Source organism: Bacillus sp. RC240 (assembly GCF_044907945.1).
In the GTDB taxonomy this organism is placed as follows: domain Bacteria; phylum Bacillota; class Bacilli; order Bacillales; family Bacillaceae_G; genus Bacillus_A; species Bacillus_A mycoides.
The window spans coordinates 79,477-99,475 of the sequence record NZ_JBIYCT010000006.1 but is presented as its reverse complement, the minus strand read 5'-3'; the positions used below and the strand labels follow the sequence as shown (position 1 = coordinate 99,475).

At 32.9% G+C, this 19,999-nt stretch carries 19 protein-coding genes and 6 pseudogenes; 10 read left to right on the top strand and 15 right to left on the bottom strand.

Annotated features, from left to right (window positions below; all coding sequences use genetic code 11):
* Positions 1–532: 532 nt before the first annotated feature.
* Positions 533–904, bottom strand: a pseudogene (locus ABH955_RS19600) (ArpU family phage packaging/lysis transcriptional regulator).
* 137 nt (positions 905–1,041) lie between these two features.
* Complete coding sequence (locus ABH955_RS19595) at positions 1,042–1,671, bottom strand: Holliday junction resolvase RecU (protein ID WP_404491533.1); 630 nt, start codon at positions 1,669–1,671, stop codon at positions 1,042–1,044.
* 126 nt (positions 1,672–1,797) lie between these two features.
* Between ABH955_RS19595 and ABH955_RS19590 the strand changes: the two genes are divergently transcribed.
* A complete protein-coding gene (locus tag ABH955_RS19590) occupies positions 1,798–1,962 on the top strand; it encodes a hypothetical protein (RefSeq protein ID WP_001113468.1) in 165 nt (54 codons plus the stop codon).
* Positions 1,963–2,648: 686 nt separating this feature from the next.
* On the opposite strand, the gene ABH955_RS19585 is transcribed toward ABH955_RS19590, so the two are convergent.
* Positions 2,649–3,077, bottom strand: coding sequence for a hypothetical protein (locus ABH955_RS19585; RefSeq protein WP_404491531.1), 429 nt, complete (start codon positions 3,075–3,077; stop codon positions 2,649–2,651).
* Positions 3,078–3,520: 443 nt separating this feature from the next.
* Here ABH955_RS19585 and ABH955_RS19580 point away from each other — a divergent pair, with 443 nt between their 5' ends.
* Complete coding sequence (locus tag ABH955_RS19580) at positions 3,521–3,769, top strand: hypothetical protein (protein WP_377867405.1); 249 nt, start codon at positions 3,521–3,523, stop codon at positions 3,767–3,769.
* 157 nt (positions 3,770–3,926) lie between these two features.
* On the opposite strand, the pseudogene ABH955_RS19575 reads toward ABH955_RS19580, so the two are convergent.
* Positions 3,927–4,279: pseudogene (locus ABH955_RS19575) on the bottom strand (hypothetical protein).
* Positions 4,280–4,636: 357 nt separating this feature from the next.
* Complete coding sequence (locus ABH955_RS19570; RefSeq protein WP_404458256.1) at positions 4,637–4,990, bottom strand: hypothetical protein; 354 nt, start codon at positions 4,988–4,990, stop codon at positions 4,637–4,639.
* On the opposite strand from ABH955_RS19570, the pseudogene ABH955_RS19565 reads away from it, so the two are divergent.
* Positions 4,935–5,352: pseudogene (locus ABH955_RS19565) on the top strand (transposase); the annotation flags it as partial. The gene ABH955_RS19570 and the pseudogene ABH955_RS19565 overlap by 56 nt on opposite strands.
* A gap of 35 nt (positions 5,353–5,387) precedes the next feature.
* On the opposite strand, the gene ABH955_RS19560 reads toward ABH955_RS19565, so the two are convergent.
* The 7 genes and pseudogenes from ABH955_RS19560 to ABH955_RS19530 form a co-directional block, all read right to left on the bottom strand.
* Entirely contained in the window at positions 5,388–6,146 is a 759-nt protein-coding gene (locus ABH955_RS19560) for a DUF975 family protein (RefSeq protein ID WP_404491530.1), read from the bottom strand.
* A 906-nt stretch (positions 6,147–7,052) separates the two neighbouring features.
* The gene (locus ABH955_RS19555; protein WP_404491528.1) at positions 7,053–7,982 is read right to left on the bottom strand and encodes a hypothetical protein; all 930 of its coding nucleotides are present in this window, start codon (positions 7,980–7,982) and stop codon (positions 7,053–7,055) included.
* Between the two features lie 1,077 nt (positions 7,983–9,059).
* Positions 9,060–9,233, bottom strand: a pseudogene (locus ABH955_RS19550) (MFS transporter); the annotation flags it as partial.
* Positions 9,234–9,723: 490 nt separating this feature from the next.
* A pseudogene (locus ABH955_RS19545) lies at positions 9,724–10,782 on the bottom strand (hypothetical protein); the annotation flags it as partial.
* A gap of 29 nt (positions 10,783–10,811) precedes the next feature.
* Positions 10,812–11,891 (bottom strand): RNA-guided endonuclease TnpB family protein, encoded by a 1,080-nt coding sequence (locus tag ABH955_RS19540; protein ID WP_404458247.1) that lies wholly within the window; start codon positions 11,889–11,891, stop codon positions 10,812–10,814.
* 288 nt (positions 11,892–12,179) lie between these two features.
* Positions 12,180–12,392, bottom strand: coding sequence for a hypothetical protein (locus ABH955_RS19535; RefSeq protein WP_404491613.1), 213 nt, complete (start codon positions 12,390–12,392; stop codon positions 12,180–12,182).
* A 51-nt stretch (positions 12,393–12,443) separates the two neighbouring features.
* Positions 12,444–13,043 carry a hypothetical protein gene (locus ABH955_RS19530; protein WP_404458244.1) on the bottom strand — a complete coding sequence of 200 codons (600 nt, stop codon included), beginning with the start codon at positions 13,041–13,043 and terminating at the stop codon, positions 12,444–12,446.
* Positions 13,044–13,408: 365 nt separating this feature from the next.
* On the opposite strand from ABH955_RS19530, the gene ABH955_RS19525 reads away from it, so the two are divergent.
* The 6 genes and pseudogenes from ABH955_RS19525 to ABH955_RS19500 all read left to right on the top strand — a co-directional run bounded on the left by ABH955_RS19525 (position 13,409) and on the right by ABH955_RS19500 (position 15,801).
* Complete coding sequence (locus tag ABH955_RS19525; RefSeq protein ID WP_172796670.1) at positions 13,409–13,582, top strand: hypothetical protein; 174 nt, start codon at positions 13,409–13,411, stop codon at positions 13,580–13,582.
* Positions 13,583–13,658: 76 nt separating this feature from the next.
* Entirely contained in the window at positions 13,659–14,162 is a 504-nt protein-coding gene (locus ABH955_RS19520; protein ID WP_404458271.1) for a hypothetical protein, read from the top strand.
* A gap of 13 nt (positions 14,163–14,175) precedes the next feature.
* Positions 14,176–14,592: a hypothetical protein gene (locus ABH955_RS19515; RefSeq protein WP_404491526.1), complete on the top strand. Its 417-nt coding sequence runs from the start codon at positions 14,176–14,178 to the stop codon at positions 14,590–14,592.
* Between the two features lie 157 nt (positions 14,593–14,749).
* Positions 14,750–15,106 (top strand): class Ib ribonucleoside-diphosphate reductase assembly flavoprotein NrdI, encoded by a 357-nt coding sequence (gene nrdI, locus ABH955_RS19510; protein WP_404458238.1) that lies wholly within the window; start codon positions 14,750–14,752, stop codon positions 15,104–15,106.
* A gap of 43 nt (positions 15,107–15,149) precedes the next feature.
* Positions 15,150–15,359 (top strand): annotated as a pseudogene (locus tag ABH955_RS19505) (hypothetical protein); the annotation flags it as partial.
* 241 nt (positions 15,360–15,600) lie between these two features.
* Positions 15,601–15,801 (top strand): hypothetical protein, encoded by a 201-nt coding sequence (locus ABH955_RS19500; RefSeq protein ID WP_404458268.1) that lies wholly within the window; start codon positions 15,601–15,603, stop codon positions 15,799–15,801.
* 245 nt (positions 15,802–16,046) lie between these two features.
* On the opposite strand, the gene ABH955_RS19495 is transcribed toward ABH955_RS19500, so the two are convergent.
* From ABH955_RS19495 to ABH955_RS19485, 3 genes are all read right to left on the bottom strand, one after another.
* A complete protein-coding gene (locus ABH955_RS19495) occupies positions 16,047–17,228 on the bottom strand; it encodes a DUF7018 domain-containing (lipo)protein (protein WP_404458235.1) in 1,182 nt (393 codons plus the stop codon).
* Positions 17,229–17,653: 425 nt separating this feature from the next.
* Positions 17,654–17,854 (bottom strand): hypothetical protein, encoded by a 201-nt coding sequence (locus tag ABH955_RS19490; RefSeq protein WP_404491524.1) that lies wholly within the window; start codon positions 17,852–17,854, stop codon positions 17,654–17,656.
* A gap of 86 nt (positions 17,855–17,940) precedes the next feature.
* The gene (locus ABH955_RS19485; RefSeq protein ID WP_088038035.1) at positions 17,941–18,141 is read right to left on the bottom strand and encodes a hypothetical protein; all 201 of its coding nucleotides are present in this window, start codon (positions 18,139–18,141) and stop codon (positions 17,941–17,943) included.
* A 295-nt stretch (positions 18,142–18,436) separates the two neighbouring features.
* On the opposite strand from ABH955_RS19485, the gene ABH955_RS19480 reads away from it, so the two are divergent.
* Positions 18,437–19,867 (top strand): IS4 family transposase, encoded by a 1,431-nt coding sequence (locus ABH955_RS19480; RefSeq protein ID WP_404458229.1) that lies wholly within the window; start codon positions 18,437–18,439, stop codon positions 19,865–19,867.
* Positions 19,868–19,999 lie beyond the last annotated feature (132 nt).

Sequence of the window (19,999 nt, the reverse complement as noted above, 5' to 3'; positions counted from 1 at the left end):
GGTGACTAGTCTCTTTACACCCTGACTTACCCAATAGTAAAAATCGTGAGTAATTACTATATGGCTAAGAACAAGTTACGTATACAACAGAATTCCATTGGCAATTTTTAAGTATCAGAACAATTTTCATTCAATCATGAAAACCATCCCCATTCTTAGAAATCGACATAGACAGGAATAATAGCTTTATATCTATTTTCATAACAGAAAGTGGTCCGTTATGAATGATAGATACAAATTAGAAACAGCATGACGAATGCGAGTTATCTCACACCCGCCACACTGGAATATGTCATTGTTATACATTCATTGGTCTTTCCGTCTTAACGTGGGTTCGTACCGTCTTGCCCGCCCTATACTATGCGGTATACGTTACCGTGACATTATCGCATAAGAACGTTTCACTTATAGGTGTACTAATCCTCTTCGATATGCGGTTGTCAAAGGGCTTGTACATATAATTTATAATTTTTGGCATTTTTATTTAGCCCCCCAAAAAGTTCGCATTTTGACCGCGTTTTGTTCGCTATTTTTAGATGATCCCAAGTGCTGTAGCAATCAATTTAACTGCACTTTGCTTTTTCTCATAGAAATATGTCTTCTTGAGCAGCAGATCATGATAAACATCTGAATCTTTCACTCTCTCGTTTGTTAGAAACTTACGCCCAACGATATTCCGCTCATCTTCATCTAGTAAGTTATTCAGTGCCTTCTCAACCTACTGCACCTTCCATTTACTCGTATTCCTTGAATCACGTAACTCAGGGAACAAACTGATCCCTTCTTGTTCCAATTTATTACTGCATCGAATCTTGAGTGCTCTGTATTCCTTTAATACGCTCACTACTTCCTTCTGTACTTTTTTATCATCTATATCTGGTAATAAAGTTAATTGTCTCTCCACGAAGGAATCCCCCTATTTCGAATTTTAGTTATTACATTCACATCAGGTACGTGAAATTTTAATATCTCATTGTTGAATAAGGGAACCATGCATAGCGAGTAGCCCCCACCATCCACTCTGCATGGTTCCGTTATCCATTAGGCCTTTAATAATTTTCGTTTCTTGTTGGCTATCTTCTCTTTTGCTGCTTCAATGTTATTCGCTACCTTTTTATGGTGCTGATCAAATTGAATCATGCCATCTATTGCCGGTGTAAATCCTTGCTCATCGATATATTGTAAATAATCAATCGGCGCTCGTTCTGTCTGTTTTACTAAGTACCCATAAATATCAAAGTCTACTCTCAGTATAGACTTCTTGCCCTTTGGTTGTCGCGACATCCTTACATAAGATTGGATGATTGATAGTGGTACTGCGAATACTGACTTATCCTTACTGAATTCAATAAGGAAGAAACAAATCGCTCCCATCTTCTCTGCTTTCTCCAAGTAATCCAATTGATGCTGCGCAATGTTCTTTAGATCAAATCGTGTAGCATTCTCTGTAGACTTCGCTTCAAACACTATAGCTCGTCCTTTACACACACCGTCACAGTCTACTGTACTCTTAGCTTCATAGAATCCATTTAGTACACGGCCACCTTTACTCTTTAACACCTTCACAGGAGTCGGACGCTTGTTTATAAGTGCCACTCCCCCTCTTTGATACATTTCATTCGCTAGATTGATAAGCATTTCAAATGCCATTCCGCGGTTTCCTAGTCCCATTGTTATTCCTCGCTTTCTATTTAAAGGATGATTTTGTTTAAATTTTGCTTAATTCTCACCAATAATTATCTAAAAATTTAAAAATCGTTATATAATGAATTTAATTTGAAATTAGGAGTGGTTAAAATGCCAGATACAATAAGACTCGTTCTTTTCATCCTTATAGCAATTAGTGCTGTTTTCTCTTTAATAAAAGAGTTTAAAAAACCTGAGAAAAAAGCACTTTGGATTACAATAGAATTTTTGGTTCTTTTTTGGGCGATATGGGTAATAGCAAATATCATAATCTAATTTATAGATTATGAGTTCCTCCCTGAATAAAACTTAATATTTTGTCAATAATATAGATAGGCGATGGCCATAACTCATTTAATGAAGTCCCTAACCTTTCTCCTTTCCCCCTTTTGGAGAACCAGCCGAGCAGTTAGTTTTTGCTAGCTGCTCTTTTATTTATGAAAAAAGATAAAATCATTTATAATGATTCTTCTTTATTTCTCAATATAAAGAGCCTTGGATTTTCGTTAACAATCTTGTAGTATATGAACAAAGAGTAAGGTAAGAGTTACTCTTTGCCATTTTAGGAAAGGTTCTGTTGGAGACAACGGGGCCTTTTTTCATATAGAGATAGTTTTGTTTAATTTTTCACCATTAACCACAAAAACATCTTATAATCGTTATTTACTAAATTAATTATTGGATTAGGATTAAATCAAATGCCAGTTACACTAGAACTTATTCTTTTCATTCTTATAGCAATTAGTACTGTTGGCTATTTAATAAAAGAATTTCAAAAAACTAGGAAAAGAACACTTGGAATTTCAATAGAATTTTTGGTTCTTTTCTGGTCAATATGGAGAATATCGGCTATCATAATCTAATTTGTAAAATATAATCTCCCTTGATTAAAACTCAATATTCCGTCAATACTGTAGATGACATTAGATTTTCTCCTTGTTCCCCCTTGGAGAACCGAGCAGTTAGCTTTTGCTAGCTGCTCTTTTAATTGCTTCATCTATCGCAAAAGTAATACTGTCAGGCCCCCAACCAGAATGTACCTCCATAAAACTATAAACCGCTTGAAGCATCCATCCTCTATTAAGGATTACCTCACATTTGTCTACTAGATCCTCATATGTTTTCATATCCATACCTCTTTTCCACTGTTCTAATTTCCTCTTCGCTTCTTCAACGTGTTTTGGGCAAAAATCATACTTATCTCCCATTTCTTTTGCACAATCATCACATAACTTACAATCGCAAGTCGTTATCCGCCTTTGGAAATCTATACTAGTCCAGATCGTACCCGTTACATAGTCAAATAGCTTAGTAGCTCGTTTCTTTCCGCACGACTGATAACATTCGTCCCATTTAGGCAACTCATGCACTTGTTCATCTGTACTGTTCAATTCCATTCTCCTTTTCTACAAAATGAAATTTTTGTTATAAATAATGAACTTTCAAAGCTACTGAATTGTAAATATAAATACACTACTATATTTCTATAAAGGGGCGTTTTTATATGAATCCATATCAAAGAATATCTTTAATAATTATTATTTTAATACCACTCTTTTTCTTAACTGTCACTCTAGTAACTGGCCGATGGAGTTTCTTTTTTTTGAGCCTACTGCCTAGTTTCATAAGTGGGATAACAGCTTTCATCGCTTTTCAAAGATCACACCAGTAGACAAAGCACTTTGCAAAGAGTGCCTTTACAAGGCGCTCTTTTTTTAACATATACTTACCAAATAACTATTTTGTTTGACTTTAATTCTTACATAAAACCGACTAGACACTAACGTTTTTATGTAGTACAATTCCTATCAGAAAAATGTTAGGAGATTTATTTATGACTTTTGAAGATAATCGTAAATTAGGAATTCAACAAGGATGCATATTACTAACAGATCAATCACAATATCTTGTTGTTAAAAAGAATGAAAATTATTCTTTATTAAACATCGCAACTGCGGAATGCATAAATTTTGAAGTTTCACTTGAAAATCTTGAAGAAATGGTCCAAGTAGATTTAAAAGAAAAAATTCAAGCTATCATTCCACCAGAGAATATTAAGATCGTAGCTCAAAACAGAATATAAAATGTATTTTCTAAGAGCACTTTCTTTAGTGCTCTTTTTTCGTGAATAGTTTCAAATAACTATTTTGTTCGACTTTCCATTAAGCTAATTTTTCGGTTCTGGTGCAAAAATAAAATAAAAGAGAATAACGCGCATATATTCCTAACGGAATCGTATCTTATGCTGCAAGTCCAAACAATTGATGGATGAATTCTTTCTGATTTTGGACAGACTGGTCCCGTAAATCAAGCTGTTCTTTTTAATCATATGCATGGCTTCTACTCCAGAAAGAATGGATGTAGCTGTGTCAAAATATTTGAACCCTAGCATAGAACGGATTCGTTTGTCCAATTCAGGACCATACTGATGAACCCAACGCATAATCGTTGTATGAGAAATGGATAAACCCCATTCTTCTAGCATTTCCACCAAATCACGAAAACTGAGGTTGTACCGTAGGTACCATCTTACCGTTAACAAAATAATATCAGGCTGATAATGCTTCCATTTGAATACACTTTCCTTTTCCATACCAATCACGCACCCTTTTTAAAGTAATAGTAACAGTATGTCCAAGATTTATAGATTCATTGCAATTGTCCTTAAGTTTTTGCACCAGAACCGAAAAATATGTCTAAAGGCATTACATGAGGACAAGCTTAGTATATTAGTATAACAAGGATATTTGGGGTTTGGTACAAAATATTAAAACTTTGGTTCTGCTGCAAAAATATTAGTTAGAAATATAGAATAGCAATTTTCTCTTCATTTCTATCTTATGAAGCTAGGCCAAGCAATGTATGAATACATTGTTTCTGGTTTTGGACAGAATTGTCCGGTAAAACGCGTTGCCCCTTCTTTAGAGTCATACTATCAGTATGCCCAAGTTTAGGAGATTACTTGCAAGAGTCTTGAATTTTTTGCACCAGAACCTAAAATGACAAAGTCACGGAAATGAGCCACTTCATTTAAAGTAACTGTTGCTAAGGGGTAAAACAATGCAACTTTTTTATAAACAGTAGCACTTTCTTTAAAAATGTATGACTTTAATTTAAAACTACAGTAACGTTCTATCTGCATTAAAGTGAATAAAATCAATTTAAGGAAATAAATTAAAAATAATAAAGAAGTAAACAAAAAGAGATCGGAATTTCCGATCTCTTTTTTACATGCAAATAAACAATCCAACCAAAAGTTATCTTCAGCTAAGCTGCTCTCTTCTCCATACACTTCTATTTTCAAACGTATTCGTGTCTTAGATTCAACTGCATTTCAACTTCCAGACCCTTTTTCATTCGTTTATCCAGGTGCAGGAGGATGCAGCGGGAGTAAAGATTCAGCTTGAGTATGATTTATTAAGTGGACCGTTCCTTCATATTCATACAGGCCCAGGTAAACAACATGATCGCACTTACGGCTCTCTGTGTGTCCCAACTATGACAACGAATGATTTATGTATCCGGGATTTAGGTTGTTTTCATTTAAAAGACCTTCAATATATACAAGATAAAGTGGCCTACTATATCTCTCGTATCAAATCGAATACACGTATGTATCAAAAAATTCCTAGCCCTGATTATTTTCAAGATGGCAGAATCAAGAAAGTATATATTTCACCTTATACATACTTACTTCCTATTTATATATTTACCTTCGCTTCTCCAAAATCCTGTTTTTTAATTAAATCTAAGTAAAAATGTGAGACAGTTGTATTGTAATAGGGAGAAATGAAAATAAATGATAGATTAAATGTAAACATCCCTATAAATGCAGCTAATAGAAACCAACCAATAAATGATAACCAAAGAACAAATAACTTTAGCTTTTGTCCTTTCATTATTCTTTTACTTTCTCTCAATGCTTCACTTGCTGTATAATCAGGATTCTCTACTAATATGTAATACGACATGGAATAAGAAAAATATTTAATAATACCTGGAACAATAAATAATAGGCTCCATAAAAAAAGAAAAACTGCTTGCAACAGGCCCAATTTTATTGATCTAAACAAATTGCTTTTTTTAAACCCTAGAAATACATCGTCCACTTTAGCGTCTTCATTTTCCCCTAAATGTAAGGTGAAAGCAGAATATCCATAATTAAAGATGCCTTGTATGGAGCTGTAAATTAAGAAACAAATAAGTCCTAAAAAAATATAACTTAGAATAAGTAAAACTAGTGCAGTAGGGTCTACTTGGGGTTGCCCACTAATTGAATAAACAAAGATTACATCCAAACCAATTACTCCAATAAACAGGCCAACTATTAAATACATGAAAGTCGCGATTGCTGATGCACTAAGAGTAGGTACAAAATAATTTAACGCTGATACTCCTATACCCACCCCCCATTTACCATCTAACGAATTAAGTGCTGCTTTTTTAAAATTTCTTGTCATACTTGTATTCCCTCCTTTTTTCTTATTTTCCTTTACTGAAAAAATAAAAGAACTTGTAGCAGGCCCCGCTACAAGTTCTTTTAGCTAAATATTTTAGCTCATCAAAAAATTATTTATTCTACACAATCGGGGGTAATGCCTAAAATATGGTTTGTTAACATCATTATATAACATAATTATGAATTTTTGTTAAAAATTCTATATATTTAGACAAATAATTCTCCACTATTTTACTTATTTTTGATTTTCATATAGTTTTATCTATTGAAATTGGGCTTCAGCCGAGATACGTGTAAAAATGGGTCATAGAATGGAATTATTTTTCATTCTATGGGGTCCAGCCGCATGCCCATCAACTTAAGAATTCAGAATTACCCCAAAACGAAAAAATGAGCTTTTTTGTTACAAGTTAGTACAAAATTTCGTTCTGGGGGTGCTATAAAATTTTAGCTTGATGGCGATGTGGCGGTACCCCTTTAAGCATCGATTGTTTGACAATCAGATGAAACCCCCGAATAAAAAGCACCCGTGTTTCCTTTCTGTAAAACATCACGAACTGTCTTCACAGGTATGCACCTCTTGATAATGTAAAAATGGATGTCTGAAAAAAATTTCATACCTGTGCCTATCTACAATTACAGTGAAAATCAAATCTTGAAAAACTCCATACTCTTATAATCCGGTAAAGAATCTAATTCCAATCGCTTATGAATATTCTCTTCCAGCTCTTGCACTACATCAAGTACTTTTTTAATACATTCAGTTTTAATTATAACTCTTCCTTTATCTTTTTTGCTTCTTCACTTAATTGGTTATAAATCATAATCCAACCATCCTTTTTTCTCTTTTTAAGATTTTACACATAAAAAAAAGAAAGTGAGGAAAAATCCCACTTTCTTTTATATTCTAATAATCTAACTTTCCTACAGCACCAGTCTTCTTATTAACACCATAGAAAACTGCTTTACCATTATCAGACCAATTTCTTACTTCATAACCAAATTGCTCATCAGTATCAAACTCAGCAATATACACAGCATTACCTGGAATACCTTGTCCAGCTAAAAATGAATTTACTATAGATAGGCCAGCTTGGAAATTAGGCACTTTTAGAGTAGTAGCTTCATTATTCACATTTTCTTTATTCTTTTTCTCTTCTACATTAGAAGCTTCTTTTTTCACAAGTTCTTGTTTCTTTTGTTCTTCCATCTTCTTTTGTTCTTCTCGTTTTTTCTGTTCAGCTAATTGTTTCTTCTCTTCTTTCTCTTTTTCGAATAATTTAGCTTCATCTTTGGCCTTCGTTACTAAATCTGACCATTTCTTTTCTTGTTCTTTAATTAATGGATGATCTACTGAGAATTTCATAAGACCATCTTTAGTTACTTCATCAACATCAGTTAATTCTTTGTTTTTTAGAACTTCTTCAACCAACTTCATATTCTTTTCGTTTTCTTGCAATTGATATTGGAGTTCTTCCGTCTCTTTTGCAACACTTAATAGAGATTTTCTAATTTGTTTTTCAAATTGATGTTTAGGTAGCTCTTTTACTTTATTAACTTGCTCTAGTGTAACCTTCGGTGTTTCTGTTTTTTTCATATCATTTAAACGATCCATCTCTTTAGACAGAGTTTTAAAATCATCAGTTTTTTTATCTTGTTTTAACTCACTAGCTTCTGCATATAAATCAGTAGCCTTCTTGTAATCTTCATTTTTCATTGAGGAATCTGCTCTCTCAATAATATTATTCACTTTCCCACTTCCTAAGAAGTAATTAGCTCCGAATCCTAGTGCTAGAACTAAGATGACCAATAATGGGATCCATAAAGCTTTTTTCATAAGTTTGTGACGCTCCTTTGTTAATTTCTTTTATTATTATATACCATATATTAAAAGTACAATTTATTATAAACCACTATAGTGGAAAAATGAATGAAAAACTTTTGAAATATAATTTATTAGAAATTACTTAGCAGTTAGGGGTAGTGTCAGGAAACAGGGCTTAGCGTTGTAAATCCACATTTCCCTGATGCTACCCCATCGCTATCAAGTTAAAAAATCTATTGTTCCCCAAAACGATAAAAATAAACTTCGGTACTATAAAAACACAAAATTTCCATTTAGGGGTTACTTTAAAATCTTAGCTTGATGGGTATGTGACGATACCCATAGAAAGATAAGAATGTGAAATTTTCCTAATTGCTAAGTAAATTCTAATAAATTACAAAAGTTTTTCGTTCATTTTTCCGCTATGGTGGTTTATAATAGAGTGTATTTCAATATATAGATAGGATGATTTTTGAGTGGAAAAATGTATTGACTGTGGAAAGCACATATCAGTAAACGCCGAGGTTTGTGTCCACTGCGGATCAACAGAACCTCATAGTAATATCGAGCTAGTATTCGATTTAGTATCTACCGTGGTATCTTTAGTAGGAAGAGCGCTACAACTGATCCCATTAATACTTATTGGTGGTTTATTAGAATATTCAATTCATGGAGAAATGATATATAGCTGGATATTTTGGACGAGTAATGCCATTATCTTCTACATTTATTTTAAATATAGAAAAATATCCGTATTTTTATTCCCTATTATTTTTGGGATCATAATATGCTTTATAAATATACTTTATGGATTTGTGGTGGGTTTTGTCCTGCTTTTGATTAACTACTATTACTATAAAAAAAAACAATAACCAGAAGTAGAGTATCGACCAGAAATATAGTTTATACCCTAACATAAAAAAACACTCATTAAGAGTGTTTTTTTATGTTAGGGGGACATGCACATCAACTTAAGAAAACAAATCCACCCCAAAACGAAAAAATGAGCTTATTTATTACAGGTTAGGACAAAATCTCGTTCTGGGGGTAGTTGTATTTTCTTAGCTTAATAGCGATGTGACTCTACCCCTTATAGGCAATCCAAGGAAGAGCAAACGTATAAAGGGAATCACCTATCCTGGAAATCAGTAAACCAAAAATAAAAATCACGTAGGTACTAGGAAAATGTGTAATTTTTGAAACTAGATTTCTGCTTTGTGCATTTGGTTTCAACGATGAGTTAAAGTTTGTTTCTTTATTCATTATCGACTCTAATTTATCCCCTTTTTTAGTAGCAAAACTTATATTAACCGGCAGTAAGCCCCTTACTTATTAAATATTTAATAAGTATAAAATTCTTTAAAATACAAAAGTATTCCTCCTTTAACCAATTGTTCATTTTGCTGTAAGTGCCTAGTTGTGCTAAGTTAACCTTTGTAACAAAATACTGTATCAAAAATAATTCATAACATTACTAGTAAAACACCTTTTTGTTACACCGAAATCAGAAAATGGAAATAAAATACAGATTATAACCCATTTTTACACGTATCTCGGCTGAACCCCAAATTAAGTAAAAACCTCTGCACTATTTCAATCAAAAGATTATTTAATAAACATTAAAAGACCACCTATTAAATTTAACAGGTGATCTTTTTTGTGATTTTGCACTTGTGCACTACTTTAAAAATATATCACAAATTTAACTAGTCTCCTAAACATTTGAATTTATAAATTGGTCAAAACTTCAAACTCAAGACAAACGTCCATTAGATTTTTCTAATAAAAATTTGTTGTGTAAAAAAGTCTCAAGTTTACTAAAATCTGTTGAAAAATATAATAAACTCATTCCATTAATAAATTCATGTTCAACTCGTTTCTCTCCCTCATGGGAGGCACAATGATGTAAATCCTTATACAACTGAAACATATTCCACGGTACTGCATCTGAAACATCAAATTAACTTAGTAGTTTTGGACAAAGACCTTTATTTTCTCCATCCTGAACAGGAAAGGCAGAGTTTTTATAAAGTGCGGCTGTTGCAGCAGAATAGTTATCCACTTTAGTTGAGAAGTAGCTTACACCATCAAAAAAATCGTCCTGCCTTATAAATTGCAATAGTAGTTGTGGGATAATATATTCCGGTTTGAATGTGTCGGTCGTATTTTTTACACGTACAGAACATGCTGCCATTAAAGGCCAAATAATTAAGTAAGAAATTACTTCATTTGGTTCATTTAACTTATCCGCAAATAAACGTTTTTTCATAATTGTACCGAAATCGTAGAATTTCTTAATTGTCTTATCTATAAAAACAACAGGTGGTGTAGATAAATCTATATAACTTATATCATCTGATTTAAATACTGAAGTCTGAACTGTGTTTAAATCTGGTTTATTAAGTTCTTCCCAGCAGGTTAAAGGTGAGCTTCCTAAATAGATACATGGTAATCCAGGAATACTATATCTATTTGTGCTGACTATTCCCCGAAGTTGTAATGGAATATGAAACATTTCTTCACTTGTAAATAATTCATTGCCATAGTTTTGAAGTGTTTTTATATCATTGAAATGATTTGGTATAGACACTTTATTTATTAAAACTCTATGAAATTCTTTAAAAGCCTTTGACGGAAAACCTTTATAATATTCTTTTAAAGAATTAATAATCCCTTTACACAAATCCTCTACATGCTCCAAATCCTTATTGGTAATGACTATTTCAAATGTTGCACTGCAAATGCTCTCTAACCCTGAGATATAAGTATTAAAGCAATCCTCAAGATACTCTATAAAGTCGTCATTCACCCTGCCCCTCCTAAACCAGACCATATAGGTGCTTAGGCTGATTGACTGTTACCATCAATCACAGTTGCGTAGCGAATATTCATCGCCCCAACGATATCACGGTGTGTCTCAAACCCACATTGACACTTGTACTTTCTGTCTTGTGCCCTGTTCTTTTCAGCGCATTTCGGACAGCTTTGACTTGTATACGCTGGATTCACATATTCAACCTGAATATCAGCTAATATCGCTTTATATTCAATAAATTTTGACAAACGATAGAATGACCAAGTGTGTAGGTTTTTTTCGTTTTTACGGCTTGTTCTTGCCGTCTGTCTTATATTCGTTAATTGTTCTAATCGAATGACAGAAATATGATTTGCAATCGCAAAATTAATAATTTCACGACTTATTTTGTGATCTTTATCTTGCATCCATCTTTGTTCTTTATCATCCAATCGCCGAATCGCATTCACTTTTTTGGCTTTTCCTAATTTCTTACGAATACACCGAAACTTACGCTTCTTACATTTGTTTTGCCTACCATTTCCAAAAAAACGAATCTTATCATCATCTGTGATTGCTACCGCGGGGACTTTGAGACCTAAGTCTACTCCTAAAATCTTCGTCCCTGCTTTTTCATTTGTAGGAAGCGTGACAGATATTTTGGCAATCCATTTATTCGATTTCTTTGTGATACGAAGTGTACCTAACTTATGTTTTAACAAATTCAAGTTGCGATTGTTTTTATCGATTAATAAAGCGCGGACCTTTAAACGAGTGGACTTTCCATTTACCTTAAACGAGATTGAAATATGAGTGGCGTCAAACGAATAATTTTGATTGTTCCATATACAAACAGGCCTCTTTAAGATCGGAATGATTTTATAATTGCTTTTCTTTACTTTTGTAGCAAACAAACTTTTCGCGTCTTTGATTGCTTGATTCTTCACCGCACTTGGGATATTTGCTTCGATATCTTTTGTGCTTTTTTTCGTACTTTTCTTTGCTTCAACCATTTCTGATACAAGTGTATTTATGACTTTGATATATTCTTGGCTACTTTGTTCTAATAAACGGATTTGTTCTTTTGTTGAAATCAATTTCACTTTCACTGTTAGGGTCTGTGGCATACGTTTCATCCCCTTGTTTTTTGATTTTCAACATCATTCATTTAATACATTTCTGCAATAGAAACAAAATGAGAACGTGTCCATAAACTTTGCAACTGCATGAGACGAGGAGATTTTTCTCTCAAACACTTTGAACCGTTCTTCTATAATCATTTATTCTCGTTACAATATATCTTTTATCATCAGAAAATTACAACAAAAAGACCTAGAGAAACTACCTATACTTTGGATACTTAAAGTACCACGAACCTTGCGATTTTTAGTGGTACTCCGTATCCAACCTCACTTTCATCCCATGCCTAAAGGCAATGGGCTTTTTCGTTCGGAAAGGGCTGTAAATGGAATGTCTTTACTTTGATTAACTTTTATATATTCTTTAAAAAATGGAAACTTTAAAGCTGCTTCTTCCCAGCTTCCTGTATTTATTAATTCCACCAATTCTTTATATTCATCCTTGATAATTACTTTACCTCGAAAGGCTGTATACATTTCAAAAGACAATTTTTTCACCCTCTTAAATTCATTATGAACTTAATTAACATATATACTTAACTACACAATAGAAGGCTTTAGAAATCGTATTACGTTTCCCTTTTCACTAAATTCACTCCCAGTGTTACAATTCTTTGAGGTAAGATACACTATATAACTCTCTGAAATTTTAAAAGCTCTTTCCTCATTAAACATTGTCAAAGGAACTGATACTCCAACATTATTATCTAAATGACTTAGTACCATTACAGGGATAGTTTCTCCTTTTAATAAATCAACATATGAGGTCTTAACTTTATAATAATGCCCTTCTAAAAAATGCATTTTTCCGTTTATTAAATCCACTGCAACTCCATTATTACAGTACGCTAAGCTTTGATTTGAAAAATGGATGTCATCCGATACTTTAATAAATTTCATCGTTTTATTATCAAATATATAGTAACCCTCTCTTACTACAAAGAGATTATGCGGATTGATAAACTCTAGCAAATAATGTGTGATTTCAAAGCTAGTATCCCCCTCAATCATTTCTCTGTATTCTACATAAAGTTTCTCTAATTTTTTAAATGTACTTAGTTTGATCCCCTGATTTGGTCTTGATGCAAGTGTTAAGTCATCTAATACCCATTTAGCCACGTATGTTGACGTTGGAATCATTTACAATATACCCCCTTCAAAATTCTATATATGAACATATAAACTATTTAAATTTAATAAATTGGGCTCTACTTAAAGTATAGGCAGAATCTATTTAATAACTAAGATAATTCTCTAACTTTTTCATATTTACTTCTTATAAATTATATTTATCAAACTCTAAAACGAATTCTTTATAATCAATTTAAATTTTCAGAAATTCGAGATATCATTTGTTATATACACCTTTTTTATTTTTTAAATCAATCTCAATACACATAAGCCCTTCGGGTTACTTGAAAGAAGAATGTAATGCTAAATGCATTGGTTCTTACTATCCAGTATCCTTGAAGGGCTTTTTGTATTGTCTAGAAAGGAGAGAATGAATGAGTTTTAATGAATTCGTATTAGATCAATGCGGTAAAACATGGCCAGAATTAAAAAATGATGCTCTTACTGAGAATCAGGACCTAACACATGAAGACATTCAAGAAATCATTTCAAAACAATACCTACTTTTAAAAAATGACTACGAAGAATTTCGATTAGAAACACAGTAAAAAAATATTAAACGCATGTATGCGTAATGAACAGACTTCTCAATTTTGAGGAGTTTTTATTATGGAGGGAGTTAAGATGAATAATTTTATTGAGCTGCTAAATGAAACTTACTGGGACAGCTGTTCACTTCACGAAAATGCTGAAATTCAAAAGTTCTCTAATAACAAAATTGAATTTACAAAAACGATGCTTTTTTTAGATTCCTATAATCGTATCTACAAGAAGAATCCAGAAGTTTTTACTTTTATGATGGAAATACTCTCTTCAAGTCTCATTAAAGCAATATATCGTTTTATCACTCCGAAACTTGAAGAAAGAAATCTTCTCGAAAAAACAGAAGTACGTCATAAATTCCAAAATACGCAGCAAAAGTCAACTTTCTATTTCAACAGTAAGATAGGGCAATATGAATTGAGTATTAACTTTGAAAGTATTACATCAATTAGCATGTACTTTGGAAGTCATGTATTTGACGATATTATTCTGCTAGACAGACAAATTCACTTTCTGTTGGACCAATTTTCAGATGCAGCAGCAAGTCATTATGAAGATGATAGAAATATTATTAAAGATAATTAGGAGGAATTATAATATGTTTGAAAATAATAATGAGTTATTTAGTTTATATTTAAATGGTGAATTTCAAGGGTATTTGAATAGCGAAGATTATCGTCAAATAGCTGCAGCAATTCGGGTTTATGGAATGAAAGGAGATCTGATTATTACTTCTTTCATGGATACTATGGTTATTTCGACAATAGGCATATTTTTAGATTATTGCTTACCAGAAATACGTCAACCGTTAATGAAGGAACTAGTGCCAATGCAACAAAGTCCAGAGACTCCGGAACTAGTCCTTCTTGGAAATATTCAATTTTACGCTCAAGATGATGAAACAATTGAAGAGTTTGCTGGATTTTTATTAGAACGGGTTAAAGATACTCCGAATTATCCAGATGGGTTAATTCAGGGGGTTATATATGGAGTTGTTATTCCTGTCGGGATGTAATCAACTAAAGATTCCATAATAGAAGACTTAAATGAACAACTAACTATCAGTAATTAAGACCTTGGTAAAAACCAAATTTTATAGTTTCAAAATGGGGTTATATTCAATTGGAATATGCCCCTTTTCTGCTTTAAAAAATAGTCAAGGGGGTACTTTTATGTTAGTGGCATTTGCATCTAAGACAAGTAATGTTGAACGGTTCATAAAATCATTACCAAATATAAAGTCAGTAAAAATTACTGACAATTTACTCCTTGAAGAAGATTTTATACTCGTTACTTACACAACAGGTTTTGGTCAAGTGCCACAACTTGTAGAAGACTTCTTAACTAAGAATTATAAGCACTTACGAGGCGTTGCAGCAAGCGGCAATCGCAATTGGGGAGACATGTTTGCAAAGAGTGCAGATGTTATCTCTGATAAATACAACGTACCCGTATTAATGAAATTTGAGTTATCTGGAACGATAAATGATCGCAAAAAATTTGAATCTATTTATTTACAGATTGTATGACGGATATTTAAGAATTAAATCATGCAGACCAGGGGGAATAACAATGGCAAGTATTAATGGGATTGAAATCAAGACTTACACAATTAAACGTGGACATGAGGGTGAACCACTTCAACAAGCAGTGGTATATATAGATGGAAAAAAAGCTGGCTATATATCTGATGGTGATTGGGGCGGCCCAATGGTATTGGAATTTAGTAATTATGATTTAACCGTTATTAAGCAAAGATTATTTGCATATGCCAAACATGAAATCTTGTTCTGGGGGTAGTTATATTTTCTTAGCTTGATAGCGATGGGGTCCTGCCAACATAATAAGAATTTCGTACGCCAAGGAATTATTAGGTATATTTTTTTAATATATCCATTTTAAAAATAAGTTATACAAATAATCTGTTATACTCACATGTACCCTAGCTGATATAATGTATAAGACAATTATTGGCTAATTAATAGTTCGCATATATTAGGGAGGTACATAAGCCATGTTAGATATAATAGATATAATCATGTCATTCTTTTTACTAGTTATATATTCTATTCGTTATCTATTTTCAACAGGTGAAAATAGGAAAAAGACAAAAGCAGATTTAAAAGAATTTTGGACTGAAACTGATGGACAAATGTTGTTGGGTTTTTTTGGAGCTGCAGCAGTTTCAGGAATATTTGTAGTCATTTGGATTTTATCAGAGTAAACCTTTCAGTTATTTTAGCCTATATAACGTATAAGGCAGCTATTGGCTAATCAAGTGTACATATTTGCTTATGACGCAATAGATGTTTAACCAAGAAGAAAAGCATTAGAGGAAACAAGAAATTGAATAATAAGATATCTTGCAATATATTTCTCTTTGTAAAAAGATAAGATCCTACTCTCCGATCTTATCTTTTTTATTTGTAAATTTGCAATAGGGCTACCGCCATATGCCCCTTTTCATGATTAGTTGGTTTTACTTTTAATACTCTCAGTTGCTTTTTTAAATAGTTTCATTGCCTGTTCTGCTTTGTTTTCTGCCTGTTCCAACTTATTATCATTTTGTTCTTCTAATGCCTCTGAGAGTAATTGCAGAGCATTCCAGTAATTATCCATTGCCTGTTTTATCTTTTTTTGTTCAACTTCTAACCCTTTAGGTGCCTCAAGGTATTTGATGTCTCTTACGTGTGTTTTGGCCATATCCAAACTCAATTGGATTTCACTTTTCTTTGACCCATAATCCTTTATATCCGAATGCCCTATATCTTGTATCAGTCTCATAACTTCATCCATCTTATTTGTATTTTCTACGATGGCTGCTTTGTATTTATCAACTTCTGAACCACTAACTTTGTCATTTAAATCTTCCTCACGATGACCCTCTTTGGCATGTTTCTGGTTCTCTTCCTTTACCTTTTGCTCTACATCAGGGTATTTCTCGTTTATCCCATTAAATACTGTCTCCCATTTAGAAACACCATCATCTATCCCAAACATACCGTTTTGTATGCTTTCTTTTGCTTTATCCTTATCATATTCACCATCATACTTACGGGCATCATACTGTCTAACTGCATCTTCTACTTTTATTAGGTGTTTTCTAATCTCTTCTACCCCTTCTTGTATTAAAAATTGGTAGTCTTCATACTTTTTAGGTGGTTTGATTTTTTCAAAACGGTTTATGTCCAAACTAATGTGACTAATTAAGGAATCTATCTCACCTATGTAGACACCCTCTTCTGTAAATAATTCATCAGTTTTCTTTTCTAGTTTTTTTAAATGATACTGGAATTCTAAGTGTAGTTCAGTCAAACGATAAGGGTAATCTTCTTCAGATACCTTTACCTTCTTTTCACCTTCTGTGTCTGATACATTTGATTTACTTTCTTTACTACTTGATTCGTCTTCCTTACTTCCCTTTTCATACTCAATTCTAGACAATGCGTTTCTTAGTTGGTTTTCAATGTGTTCATCACTATAGTGCAATTTCTTTAGGTCAGATACCATTTTATCTGCATCATAATACTTATCTACTTTTCTATACTCTGACTGTGTAAGTCCATATGTATTTAATGTACAACCTACTAGCATGAAACTAACACTTAATCCTGCTATTGCGATACCCTTAAATGATTTATTAATATTCATTTTAAACTTATCCCCTTTTTCTTTTAGTAATTCTTTTCTTCAACAATAGACAGACCTTCATGAGTTTTTGCATTGTCTGCTGCGTCAGTTTAGTTTTCCTAACTTATTGTTTCAGTCTTAACTTGAATTTCTTCCTTATAATTACAAAAAGGATATACCTAAACATATAACTGCTAGTAAAATATATCCTTATATTATTTTATAATGATAATAATTAATGAGTCAAAGTGATTTGCGAAAACTATCAACTCAGATACCTACTTTTATAGAAATACAGTAGGCTTTTTTACATTAAAAAACTCACCATCCAACAGAAATGGCGAGATCCTTATATATTATTTAATATCTTGTTTTCTCTAATGCTTTTCTTCTTAATTAACAAATAACTGCACTATACGTTATATAAGCTAAAATATCTGAAAGGTTTACTCTGATAAAAGCCAAATGACTACAAATATTCCTGTAACTGCCGCACCTCCGAAAAATCCTACCAATATTTTCCTATGAGTACCATTAACAACTTCTTTTAAATCTGCTTTTGCCTTTTTCTTGTCTTCTCCTGTTGAAAAGAGATAACTAATAAAATGTACGACTAGTGAAACTAATCCTGCGATTATTTCTATCATTACTTATGTACCTCCCTAATATATATGTACCTTTAATTATCCAGTAATTTTCTTGCACCTTGTATCAGCCTGAGTAACTGGAATGCTTAGTTCAATAAAAGCCAAATGACAAAAATTAATCCTATAACTGCTCCAGTTCCAAAAAAACCTACCAACATTTTTCCCTCAGGACCATTAATAAGCTCTTTTAAAACTTCTTTTGCTATTCGCTGACCTTTACCACTTAAAGATATCGAAAGAATAAAGAATATTACCACTAATACAAATGAAGAAATTATTAGCTCCATGACTTATGTACCTCCTAATATATATGTACCTTTAATTAACCAATAATTGCCTTATACATTATATCAGCTAGGGTACATGGAAGTATAATAAATCATTTATATAATCTATTTTATTAATCGATATCGTATTATGATGGTTCATATCAAAAAAGACATCTAATAATTCCTTAACGTACGAAATTCGCGTTATGTTGGCGGGACCCCATCGCTATCAAGCTAAGATAAATTTGTATCCATATAATAAAAAAAACGCTATGCTTTTTGTAGAAATATACAGAAAGGATGGCGTTTTTGTATGAATCTATCGATTCAAGATGAGTTTCATTTATTCGCTGAAGAACTACAGCGATATCTATCTCCAAGTATCCTTCAACAGCTCGCACAGGAGACGGGTTTCGTAAAACGTAAAAGTAAGTATAGCGCACGAGATTTGGCCGCTTTATGTATTTGGATTAGTCAACACGTAGCAAGTGATTCTCTCACTCGATTATGTAGTCAGCTTTATGCAAATACAGCTACACTCATGAGTCCAGAAGGACTGAATCAACGCTTTAATCCAGCAGCTGTCGCATTTCTTCGAGAAGTCTTTACTTCTCTTCTCACACAAAAACTCTGTTCAAATCACTCACTTTCTGCACATATAATCTCTACTTTCAATCGTATCCGCATTCTAGATGCAACAGTGTTTCAACTACCTGATCAATTCGCCACTGACTATCAAGGTTCAGGTGGGAGTAGTAATACCGCAGGCGTGAAAATCCAATTGGAATATGATTTACTTAGTGGCCAATTTCTTAACGTGCAGCTTGGACCAGGAAAGAATAATGATAAAACATACGGTACCATCTGCCTTGAAACCGTAGAGGCGGACGATTTGTGTTTACGTGATCTTGGTTACTTCGATTTAGGAGACTTACAAACGATTCATGATAGAGAGGCTTACTATATCTCGCGGTTGAAGTTGAATACACGCATTTATATCAAGAACCCTGAACCAGAATACTTCAACAATGGTACGTTAAAAAAACAAACAGAATACATCCAGCTTGATATGACACAAATGCTGGATGGTCTAATCCCTGGTGAAACGATGGAAATCCCCAAAGCATACATTGGTCAAAATCAGAAACTTCCAGCACGTGTTATTATCCATCGTTTAACCGATGATCAAATGCAAACACGTCTGAAAAACCAAGCAATACGTGAAAAGAAGAAAGGCATTGTCATGAAGGATAAAAGTAAACGTTTAATGAGCATGAATGTATATATCACGAACACGTCGCTAGAAGAAGTATCGACGAACTACGTGCATTCATTATATTCACTTCGTTGGCAGATTGAAATTTTGTTTAAAACGTGGAAGTCATTCTTTGAAATTGATGAATGTAAAAATATAAAAAGAGAACGCCTAGAGTGTCATTTATATGGACAACTCATCGGCATTCTCCTTTGTTCTCCTACAATGTTTCAAATGCGACGGTTTCTGCTTGAAAAGAAAAAGCAGGAACTGAGTGAATACAAAGCGATTTATATGATTAAAGATTACTTTCCGTTACTGTTTCAAGCGATAGCCGTTGGCACAGAAGAACTTTTAAAAATTCTGCATCGCCTTTATCAACTGCTCAAAAAGAACGGTCGTAAATGTCATAGACATAAGAAGATGACCGTCTTTGATATTCTAGGGATTGTGTATAAAACGACGGTGAAGCATAGACAAGCTGCCTAGCGAAAAAATCACTTTTTAATAGGCTTCTTTAGCATGCCTACTTTTTTATCACTTGCTAGTTTTGAAACAAGGATCGTTTCGTATCTAGTAATTTACTTGATTAGCTTGATGGGAATGGGGTAGCACCACATC

Coding starts and splice junctions, on each gene's coding strand:
- ABH955_RS19595 (WP_404491533.1), bottom strand. CDS start 1,671: ATGGGACTAGGAAACCGCGGAATGGCATTTGAAATGCTTATCAATCTA.
- ABH955_RS19590 (WP_001113468.1), top strand. CDS start 1,798: ATGCCAGATACAATAAGACTCGTTCTTTTCATCCTTATAGCAATTAGT.
- ABH955_RS19580 (WP_377867405.1), top strand. CDS start 3,521: ATGACTTTTGAAGATAATCGTAAATTAGGAATTCAACAAGGATGCATA.
- ABH955_RS19560 (WP_404491530.1), bottom strand. CDS start 6,146: ATGACAAGAAATTTTAAAAAAGCAGCACTTAATTCGTTAGATGGTAAA.
- ABH955_RS19555 (WP_404491528.1), bottom strand. CDS start 7,982: ATGAAAAAAGCTTTATGGATCCCATTATTGGTCATCTTAGTTCTAGCA.
- ABH955_RS19540 (WP_404458247.1), bottom strand. CDS start 11,891: ATGCCACAGACCCTAACAGTGAAAGTGAAATTGATTTCAACAAAAGAA.
- ABH955_RS19530 (WP_404458244.1), bottom strand. CDS start 13,043: ATGATTCCAACGTCAACATACGTGGCTAAATGGGTATTAGATGACTTA.
- ABH955_RS19525 (WP_172796670.1), top strand. CDS start 13,409: ATGAGTTTTAATGAATTCGTATTAGATCAATGCGGTAAAACATGGCCA.
- ABH955_RS19520 (WP_404458271.1), top strand. CDS start 13,659: ATGAATAATTTTATTGAGCTGCTAAATGAAACTTACTGGGACAGCTGT.
- ABH955_RS19515 (WP_404491526.1), top strand. CDS start 14,176: ATGTTTGAAAATAATAATGAGTTATTTAGTTTATATTTAAATGGTGAA.
- nrdI (WP_404458238.1), top strand. CDS start 14,750: ATGTTAGTGGCATTTGCATCTAAGACAAGTAATGTTGAACGGTTCATA.
- ABH955_RS19495 (WP_404458235.1), bottom strand. CDS start 17,228: ATGAATATTAATAAATCATTTAAGGGTATCGCAATAGCAGGATTAAGT.
- ABH955_RS19490 (WP_404491524.1), bottom strand. CDS start 17,854: ATGATAGAAATAATCGCAGGATTAGTTTCACTAGTCGTACATTTTATT.
- ABH955_RS19485 (WP_088038035.1), bottom strand. CDS start 18,141: ATGGAGCTAATAATTTCTTCATTTGTATTAGTGGTAATATTCTTTATT.
- ABH955_RS19480 (WP_404458229.1), top strand. CDS start 18,437: ATGAATCTATCGATTCAAGATGAGTTTCATTTATTCGCTGAAGAACTA.